This is a genomic window from Pedobacter sp. (assembly GCF_040513095.1).
Taxonomy (GTDB): domain Bacteria; phylum Bacteroidota; class Bacteroidia; order Sphingobacteriales; family Sphingobacteriaceae; genus Pedobacter.
The window spans coordinates 1-8,100 of the sequence record NZ_JBEVDX010000096.1 but is presented as its reverse complement, the minus strand read 5'-3'; the positions used below and the strand labels follow the sequence as shown (position 1 = coordinate 8,100).

The following is an 8,100-nucleotide window of genomic DNA, read 5'->3' as shown; positions in this document are numbered from 1 at the left end:
TACACGGCTAAAGTTTTTTCATTATAAATACTGATCCGCGATCCTAAAGCTCTGATCATTTCCCTGTACCTGGCAAGTTCGGGAGAGATAAGGTTAATAATAAAAGGATCTTTTAAGACGTACGTTTTACCCTGTTTTCTGATTTGCTTAGCTCCCACCCAATGGGGCGTAACGATGTAGGAAGATTTCCTATTGACTGTTACTCTGATCTGTACATTCCATGTACCGTCAGATTTCTTCTTTTGGGAGTGTCTGATTACTTCCGAAATAGTCGCCATATTATAAAGTTAGCGATCGTAATTTTCATATGAAATTGCCCAAAAAAACTTTCAAACAATTTTCAAACAAATACGATCAGTTCAACAAAAAACCCTGTAAGACTTTACAATATTTAAAAACCTATTCGATTAAAAGTGACAGAAAAAAGACACTCCAGAAACCAAAAAAGCCTGTTTTCGATATGAAAACAGGCTTTCAGTAGAGGTGGTGTGGGCCGGGATCGAACCGGCGACACAAGGATTTTCAATCCTTTGCTCTACCGACTGAGCTACCGCACCATCTTTTATTTAACATGATTTCGATCATGTTCCCCTCGGTTGGGAGTGCAAATGTAGTTTCTTTTTTTGTATTCCAAAACTTTTTTTAAAATAATTTTAAAAAGGCTGATTATTTATTTGAAACGACTCTAAATTTTGAATAATTATGCAAGCATAGTAATTTGTTTATGCTATTTATTTTAACTTAGCGTTACTGTAAAAGATATCCAGATAATGATTTCACAAATTCTATTTATAGCCCTCACGATAGCGTCAATCGCATTTTTCAGCTTTAACCTGAAAAAGGTGATCCGCAATATCAGGCTTGGACGGCCGGCAGACCGTTCCGATCAACCGGGTAAAAGACTGATAACCATGCTGAAAGTTGCTTTCGGGCAAACCAAAATGGTAGTCCGTCCGATCCCTGCTGCGCTGCATTTTATCGTTTATATTGGCTTCGTAATCATCAATATTGAGGTACTGGAAATCATGATCGACGGCATATTTGGTACACACCGCATCTTCGGCGGCCTCGGCAGCGTCTACAATTTTCTGATCGGAGGCTTTGAACTGCTTGCCCTGGGTGTGTGGATTTCCTGTGTAATCTTCCTGATCAGAAGAAATATTTTAAAATTAAAAAGATTTATGGCGCGGGAACTCGTCGGCTGGCCAAAATCTGATGCCAGCTATATCCTGATCACAGAAATCCTGCTGATGACAGCTTTCCTTTTTATGAATGCTGCAGATGCAAAACTACAGGCTCTGGGTTCGCATCACTACATCAGTGCAGGGTCTTTTCCTGTGAGCCATTTACTGCAAAATCTTTTACCTGCTAATGAAGCTGGGCTGATTGCCATTGAAAGAGGCTGCTGGTGGTTCCACATTATCGGCATTCTGGCCTTCCTCAATTATCTGCCCTACTCCAAACACTTCCATATCGTGTTTGCCTTTCCGAATACCTATTTTTCCAATCTGGAGCCAAAAGGCGAGTTTACAAACATGCAGAGCGTAACCAATGAAGTAAAGGCGATGCTTGATCCTTCGTTTACACCGCCTGAAGGGGACCCCGGAAGATTTGGTGCAAAAGATGTAAATGATCTGACATGGGTAAACCTGATGAATGCCTATACTTGTACCGAATGCGGACGCTGTACTTCGGTATGCCCGGCAAATATTACAGGAAAACTGCTTTCTCCCCGCAAAATCATGATGGATACACGTGATCGTATGGAGGAAGTCGGGAAAGCACTGGATAAAGGCACCGCTGCTTTTGAAGACGGCAAATCACTGATCGATGATTATATCACCCGGGAAGAGTTATGGGCCTGTACGAGCTGTAATGCCTGCGTAGAAGCCTGCCCGATCAACATTGATCCACTTGCTATTATTACAGACCTGAGAAGGTATGCCGTTATGGAAGAATCACAGGCACCCTCAAGTATCAGCAGCATGCTGGGCAATATTGAAAACAATGGTGCGCCATGGAAGTATTCACCGGCTGACAGGTTGAACTGGGCCAAAGAAAGCTAATTAAGAAATCAAGCTGCATAATGAGCGAGAAACTAAATATTGAAGTACCTACTATGGCAGAAATGATTGCCAGGAGCGAAGAACCTGAGATCTTATTCTGGGTAGGTTGTGCCGGTAGTTATGACGAACGTGCACAAAAAACCACACGCGATATCTGCAAGATCCTTCACCATGTGGGCATCAAATATGCAGTGCTTGGTACAGAAGAAAGCTGCACCGGCGATCCTGCAAAACGCGCAGGAAATGAATTCCTGTTCCAGATGCAGGCCATGACCAACATAGAGGTCCTGAATGGTTACAACATCAAAAAGATTGTTACCGGATGCCCGCACTGCTTTAACACGATAAAGAACGAATACCCGGGACTGGGAGGAACATACGAAGTGATCCACCATACCCAGCTCATCCAGGACCTGATCAATGAGGGTAAACTGAAAGCTGAAGGCGGAGAAAGTTTTAAAGGCAAAAAGATCACTTACCATGACCCCTGTTATTTAGGTCGCGGTAACGGCATATACGAAGCTCCAAGGGCGGCTTTGGAAGTGCTGGATGCCCAGCTGGTAGAGATGAAACGCTGTAAGTCTAACGGTCTTTGCTGTGGTGCCGGCGGTGCACAGATGTTTAAGGAACCGGAAAGAGGTAACAAGGACATTAACATCGAAAGAATTGAGGAAGCCCTGGAAACCAGCCCGAATATCATTGCAGCAGGTTGCCCCTTCTGCATGACGATGCTGAGTGACGGTGTAAAAATGAAAGACCAGACAGAAAACGTACAGGTTTTAGATATTGCAGAAATTACAGCAAGAGCAAATGGATTGTAACCCGCTATATATTACTTCACTGAATTCCGGCAGTAATGGCAATTGCTATTATGTAGGTAACTCCAAAGAAGCTATTTTGGTAGACGCAGGTATTTCCTGCAAGGAGACCGAAAAAAGAATGCTGAGACTGGGTTTGTCGATGAAAAAAGTGAAAGCCATTTTTATTTCCCATGAACACGGTGATCATATCCGCGGTCTGACAGTACTGTCCAGGAAATTCGGCATTCCTGTTTACATCACACAAGGCACGCTGAACAACTGCCGGCTGAATCTGCCGGAAGAGCTTACCCGTACATTTTCCAGTCATCAAACCGTTGAGATCGGCTCATTGAAAATCGCCTGTTTCCCAAAAGTCCATGATGCTGCAGAGCCACATAGCTTTATGGTTTCCTGTGGTGACATTAAAGTTGGGGTATTTACTGATCTGGGGGTTGTCTGCGATCAGCTGAGCCTGCACTTTAAACAATGTGACGCCGCTTTTCTGGAGGCCAATTACGACGAAGAACTTTTACAAAACGGCAAATATCCCTATTACCTGAAAAGAAGGATCAGTGGCGGACAGGGACACCTGAGCAATACGCAGGCTCTGGAATTGTTCACCAATTTCCGGCCTTCGAAACTCAGTCATTTACTGCTTGCACATCTGTCAAAAGACAATAACGATCCGGAACTGGTGGAGCACCTGTTTAACCAGCATGCCGACGGTACGGTGATCGTAGTTGCTACCCGTCATATGGAAACACCGGTATTTACTATTGGTGCAGCTTCAGGCTCATCTGCCGGAACTTATCCGACAGGTCAATCAAGTCTTCAGCTTCAAGATTTTTAAGTGGTATGGCTATGAAAGTAGCCATACTGTCTATATCCCCTCCCCTGCTGTCATTGTAAGTCTGCACAATCACATCATCTCCTTTGGTCCTTACAAATAAAGTACCTGATTGTGTGTTTCCCAGGTAATCCAGTTCCTTGAATTTCATCAGGTTGCAGGAAAAATATTCTACCTTTCCATTGTTAAAAAATCTTTTATAACGGCAAAATCCCTTATCCGTCACATGCAATTCAAATTTTTTGATATTTTTTGGCCCGGATTCAGCATTATAATGTTCGGTTAATTTCTGCTGCATATAGCCAGCCTCTTCTTCCGTGGGTCCGGAGGCCGAAAAAGAAAGCAAAATAAGGCAAAACACAAATTGTGCGCATATTTTCAAGGAGAATGTAAACTTTTTCATCAGGCTGGGTATTTCAGGATATGAATTTAAATAAAATGTTAAATTTGTAGTATGAGTTTTTCTCCACAATCTAAAGTTTGGATTTATCAGGGTGACCGTGAGTTCACCGAAACCGAAATGACAGCCATTCGCGGACAGTTGAATGATTTCACTTCGCAATGGAAAGCCCATGGCCATCAGTTACAGGCAAAAGCAGAGATCCTGTATAATTATTTCATCGTTTTTATCGTCGATGAGGCTACTGCAGGTGCCTCAGGCTGCTCTATCGATGCTTCTGTAAGAATTATCAAAGGTTTTGAACAGGAATACAGTATTGACCTGTTTAATCGTTTTAACATGGCCTATAAAGTTGGCGACAAGGTTGTGGTCGTAAATAAAGAGGATTTCGAGACCCTCATCAGCATCAAAAAGGTCACACCAGAAACTATAGTTTTCAACAATATGGTTCAGACACTGGCTGATTTTGAGACCAAATGGGAGGTTCCGTTTAAATACAGCTGGCATAATAAGGTTTTTGCAGACCTGCTTTAATCATCACATCAGCGCCACTAAAATTTCAGCGGCCCCATTCTCCGGATACTTCTCATGATCAGGTAATGCCTGCGCCGGATAAATCTGGTGGGATGTTCCGGTGTCCATCGTATCGGATTGGGAAAACAGGCGGCTATCATGGCTGCCTGTGAACGTTTCAGATTCCTGCAGGATACGCCGTAGTAAGTTTGGGAGGCCGCTTCGGCTCCATAAATACCGTCACCCATCTCTATGACATTGAGGTATATCTCCAGGATGCGCTGTTTACTCCAGAAGATCTCGATCAGTATTGTAAAATAAGCTTCGAAGCCCTTGCGGATCCATGACCTTCCGGGCCAGAGGAAAACATTCTTGGCTGTTTGCTGCGAGATTGTGCTCCCTCCTTTCATCTTGGTAGAATCTGCCTGATTGGCATTGTATGCAGCCCTGATACCGGCCATATCAAAACCGATGTGGTGGATAAATTTCTGGTCTTCCCCTGCAATGGCAGCGCGCTTCATGTTGTCTGACATGTCTTTCAGATCTACCCAGTGCTTATCTGTTTTAAAAGATTTGCCATCAGATTTCCGTTCAATGTTTTTCATGACCATCAGCAAAGTGAAGGGGGGATTGATAAACCTGTAGGCCAGCACCCAGAGCACCGTTGCAAGGATAAAGTACAGGAGCACCTTGCCTATCATTAACTTTATTTTCTGGATATTAAACTTGCCTGTTTTACTTTTAGCGGTACGCTTTTTTGCCATCGGCCAAAGGTAGTAAAAAGCCGACATTTGTCATGCCAGTGCATATATTTAAAGCAATATAAACATTCGGGATGCTGAGGTGTTACATCCAGAAATGAGTTCATATGGAAACGAATAAAGTAAAGAAAATACACGATTTTGGTCAGAGTATCTGGCTCGACTTTATTGACCGTGATATTATTAAATCCGGCAAACTGAAACAACTGATTGATGAAGATGGTGTAAGGGGACTAACGTCAAATCCTGCGATCTTTGAGAAAGCGATCAGCAGCAGTTCCGATTATGATGCAGACATCGCCGAATTTTCAAAAGAAAACCTGAGTAATGACGATATCTTTTACCGTCTTGCCGTAAAGGATATCCAGCAGGCAGCTGATATTTTACTGCCGGTTTACAATGAAGAAGTGAAAGGCGCAGACGGATATGTAAGCCTGGAGGTTTCACCCCTGCTGGCACTGGATACCGAAGGTACTATCAAACAGGCGCTGGAATTGTGGAAAGCAGTAGACCGCAAGAATGTAATGATCAAAATCCCTGGTACGCAACCGGGACTGGCGGCGATCAAAAAGACCATCTCTGAAGGACTGAACATCAATGTAACTTTGTTATTTGGACTTGAACGCTACAGAAAAGTAGCAGAAGCTTATATAGAAGGTTTGGAAGAACGCGCAGCAAGTGGACAGAGTATCAATGAGATTTCTTCCGTAGCGAGTTTCTTCTTAAGCCGTATCGATGTGCTGATTGACCCTATCCTGGATGAAAAACATCTGGGAGAACTGAAAGGTGAAGTGGCGATTGCTTCAGCAAAGAAGGCCTATGAAATCTACAAGGAATTGTTCACCGGCGAGAGATGGGAAAAACTGGGTGCCAAAGGCGCAAGACCGCAGCGTTTGCTTTGGGCAAGTACCAGCAGCAAAAACCCTGCATTTAAAGACACCAAATACGTGGAGGCACTGATTGGCCCGGATACCGTAGATACGATCCCTATGGAAACATTGGAAGCTTACCGTGACCATGGTGATCCTGAGAGCAGACTGGAAATTGACCTTGAAGGTGCATCATCGGTTCTAGCACAATTACGCCATGCGGAGATCGATCTGGATCAGCTTACTCAGCAACTGGAAGATGAGGGAATTGAAAAATTCAATGCACCTTATGAGAAATTATTAAATGCGATAGAACAGCAAAAACATTCTGCTTAATAACTAGATTTGTTTCAGGTTATATCAGATTAGAAAAATGAAGTTTACAGCATCAAGACTTTCAGAAGGAAACAAGGTTTTTCCGGCAGAAATCCATTTAGAAGAAAACAGCATCGAGATTAAAGTTCCGGGACTGTTCAGCGGTGATTCCAAATACCTGAATTATGAGGACATTACTTCGATTGAAGTAGACTCTCCGATGATTGGATTTGCAACACTGCGCCTGTTTACTACCGGTACCAAAGTAGAGGTCCATGGTTTCTCCAAGAGTGATATCAAAGAGATCAGAAAGATCATTGATGAAAACAGGTCCAAAAGAAGAAGAGTATAATCTTCCTGAAAGCTAAAGCATAAAAAAAGCGTTCCGAATGGAACGCTTTTTTTATATCGTTTAAGATAAGATTACTCAGCTACAACTTCGAAAGGAACTTTAACTTTCACTTCTTTGTGTAAGTTTAAGTTGGCTACATATTCACCAACAAATTTAGGTTCAGTTTCGAAAGTGATACGGCGACGGTCAACATCAAAACCTTGTTGTTTCAATGCATCAGCAATCATGATAGTGTTTACTGCACCAAAGATTTTGCCTGTCTCACCAGCTTTAGCACCAATGCTCAGTTTAACATCAGTTAAACGTGCTGCGATACCTTCAGCATCTTTCTTAATTTTATCTTGTTTAAACGCTGCTTGCTTTAAGTTTTCTGCTAATACTTTTTTAGCAGATGTAGTAGCTAAAGCACCAAATCCTTGTGGGATTAAGTAGTTACGACCGTAACCTGGCTTTACGTTCACAATATCATCTTTCTCTCCAAGAGATTTGATGTCCTGTTTTAATATAATTTCCATGTCTCAGATCCTATTTTAATTGGTCAGCAACGAAAGGTAACAAACCAATGTGGCGGGAGCGTTTTACAGCCTGAGCCACTTTACGTTGAAATTTCAATGAAGTACCGGTTAAACGGCGTGGTAAAATTTTACCCTGGTCATTGATGAATTTTAACAAAAAGTTTGCGTCTTTGTAATCAATATATTTAATACCATTTTTTTTGAAACGGCAATATTTTTTTCTGTTATCGTCCACTTTTGGAGCGGTAACATATTGTATTTGATCCTTAGCCATTATGCTGCAGCCTCCTCTTTCTTAGGTTTTTTGTTAAAAGCACCACTGCGTTTCTTCTCATTATAAGCAACCGCGTGACGGTCTAATCTAATGGTAAGGAAACGAAGAACACGCTCATCGCGTTTTAGTTCTAATTCCAATTTGTTAATTAATTCACCTGAAGATTTGTACTCTGTAAGGTGGAAAAATCCGCTTGCTTTTTTTTCAATCGGATACGCTAATTTTCTCAAACCCCAATTGTCCTCTTGAACAATTTCGGCTCCGCTGTCAGTGATGATTTTGCTGAATTTCGCTAATGCTTCTTTCGCAACTTCTTCTGACAACAACGGGGTTAGAACGATAACAGTTTCGTACTGATTCATTGTTATGATTATTTTATGTTAATTCC

11 protein-coding genes, 1 tRNA gene and 1 pseudogene are annotated in these 8,100 nt (G+C 42.2%); 6 read left to right on the top strand and 7 right to left on the bottom strand.

What is annotated here, in order from left to right:
• Positions 1-278: pseudogene (locus ABWY16_RS11695) on the bottom strand (hypothetical protein); the annotation flags it as partial.
• Between the two features lie 206 nt (positions 279-484).
• Positions 485-557 (bottom strand) — tRNA-Phe (locus ABWY16_RS11690).
• 213 nt (positions 558-770) lie between these two features.
• On the opposite strand from ABWY16_RS11690, the gene ABWY16_RS11685 reads away from it, so the two are divergent.
• Genes ABWY16_RS11685 through ABWY16_RS11675 form a run of 3 tightly spaced genes read left to right on the top strand, consistent with a single transcriptional unit; the run spans position 771 to position 3,716 of the window.
• Entirely contained in the window at positions 771-2,066 is a 1,296-nt protein-coding gene (locus tag ABWY16_RS11685) for a 4Fe-4S dicluster domain-containing protein (protein ID WP_353904823.1), read from the top strand.
• A 20-nt stretch (positions 2,067-2,086) separates the two neighbouring features.
• Positions 2,087-2,887, top strand: a complete 801-nt coding sequence (locus tag ABWY16_RS11680; protein ID WP_353904822.1) for a (Fe-S)-binding protein — start codon at positions 2,087-2,089, stop codon at positions 2,885-2,887.
• Positions 2,877-3,716 carry an MBL fold metallo-hydrolase gene (locus ABWY16_RS11675; RefSeq protein ID WP_353904821.1) on the top strand — a complete coding sequence of 280 codons (840 nt, stop codon included), beginning with the start codon at positions 2,877-2,879 and terminating at the stop codon, positions 3,714-3,716. Before ABWY16_RS11680 ends, ABWY16_RS11675 begins: the two co-directional genes overlap by 11 nt.
• On the opposite strand, the gene ABWY16_RS11670 is transcribed toward ABWY16_RS11675, so the two are convergent.
• Positions 3,640-4,116 (bottom strand): hypothetical protein, encoded by a 477-nt coding sequence (locus ABWY16_RS11670; RefSeq protein WP_353904820.1) that lies wholly within the window; start codon positions 4,114-4,116, stop codon positions 3,640-3,642. The two genes, ABWY16_RS11675 and ABWY16_RS11670, sit on opposite strands and share 77 nt — an antisense overlap.
• Before the next feature lie 51 nt (positions 4,117-4,167).
• Between ABWY16_RS11670 and ABWY16_RS11665 the strand changes: the two genes are divergently transcribed.
• Complete coding sequence (locus ABWY16_RS11665) at positions 4,168-4,647, top strand: ABC transporter ATPase (protein WP_353904819.1); 480 nt, start codon at positions 4,168-4,170, stop codon at positions 4,645-4,647.
• 17 nt (positions 4,648-4,664) lie between these two features.
• Here ABWY16_RS11665 and mtgA read toward each other — a convergent pair whose 3' ends face one another.
• Positions 4,665-5,390: a monofunctional biosynthetic peptidoglycan transglycosylase gene (gene mtgA / locus ABWY16_RS11660; protein WP_353904818.1), complete on the bottom strand. Its 726-nt coding sequence runs from the start codon at positions 5,388-5,390 to the stop codon at positions 4,665-4,667.
• A gap of 104 nt (positions 5,391-5,494) precedes the next feature.
• On the opposite strand from mtgA, the gene tal reads away from it, so the two are divergent.
• Together tal and ABWY16_RS11650 are read left to right on the top strand one after the other, a co-directional pair.
• On the top strand, positions 5,495-6,592 hold the full coding sequence (gene tal / locus ABWY16_RS11655; protein ID WP_353904817.1) for a transaldolase: 1,098 nt from the start codon (positions 5,495-5,497) through the stop codon (positions 6,590-6,592).
• 37 nt (positions 6,593-6,629) lie between these two features.
• On the top strand, positions 6,630-6,923 hold the full coding sequence (locus tag ABWY16_RS11650) for a PH domain-containing protein (protein WP_353904816.1): 294 nt from the start codon (positions 6,630-6,632) through the stop codon (positions 6,921-6,923).
• A gap of 71 nt (positions 6,924-6,994) precedes the next feature.
• On the opposite strand, the gene rplI is transcribed toward ABWY16_RS11650, so the two are convergent.
• Genes rplI through rpsF form a run of 3 tightly spaced genes read right to left on the bottom strand, consistent with a single transcriptional unit; the run spans position 6,995 to position 8,074 of the window.
• A complete protein-coding gene (gene rplI / locus ABWY16_RS11645; protein WP_353904815.1) occupies positions 6,995-7,438 on the bottom strand; it encodes a 50S ribosomal protein L9 in 444 nt (147 codons plus the stop codon).
• 10 nt (positions 7,439-7,448) lie between these two features.
• Positions 7,449-7,712, bottom strand: coding sequence for a 30S ribosomal protein S18 (gene rpsR, locus ABWY16_RS11640; protein ID WP_008244392.1), 264 nt, complete (start codon positions 7,710-7,712; stop codon positions 7,449-7,451).
• A complete protein-coding gene (rpsF, locus tag ABWY16_RS11635) occupies positions 7,712-8,074 on the bottom strand; it encodes a 30S ribosomal protein S6 (RefSeq protein WP_037444035.1) in 363 nt (120 codons plus the stop codon). The genes rpsR and rpsF overlap by 1 nt, the downstream gene beginning before the upstream one ends.
• Positions 8,075-8,100 lie beyond the last annotated feature (26 nt).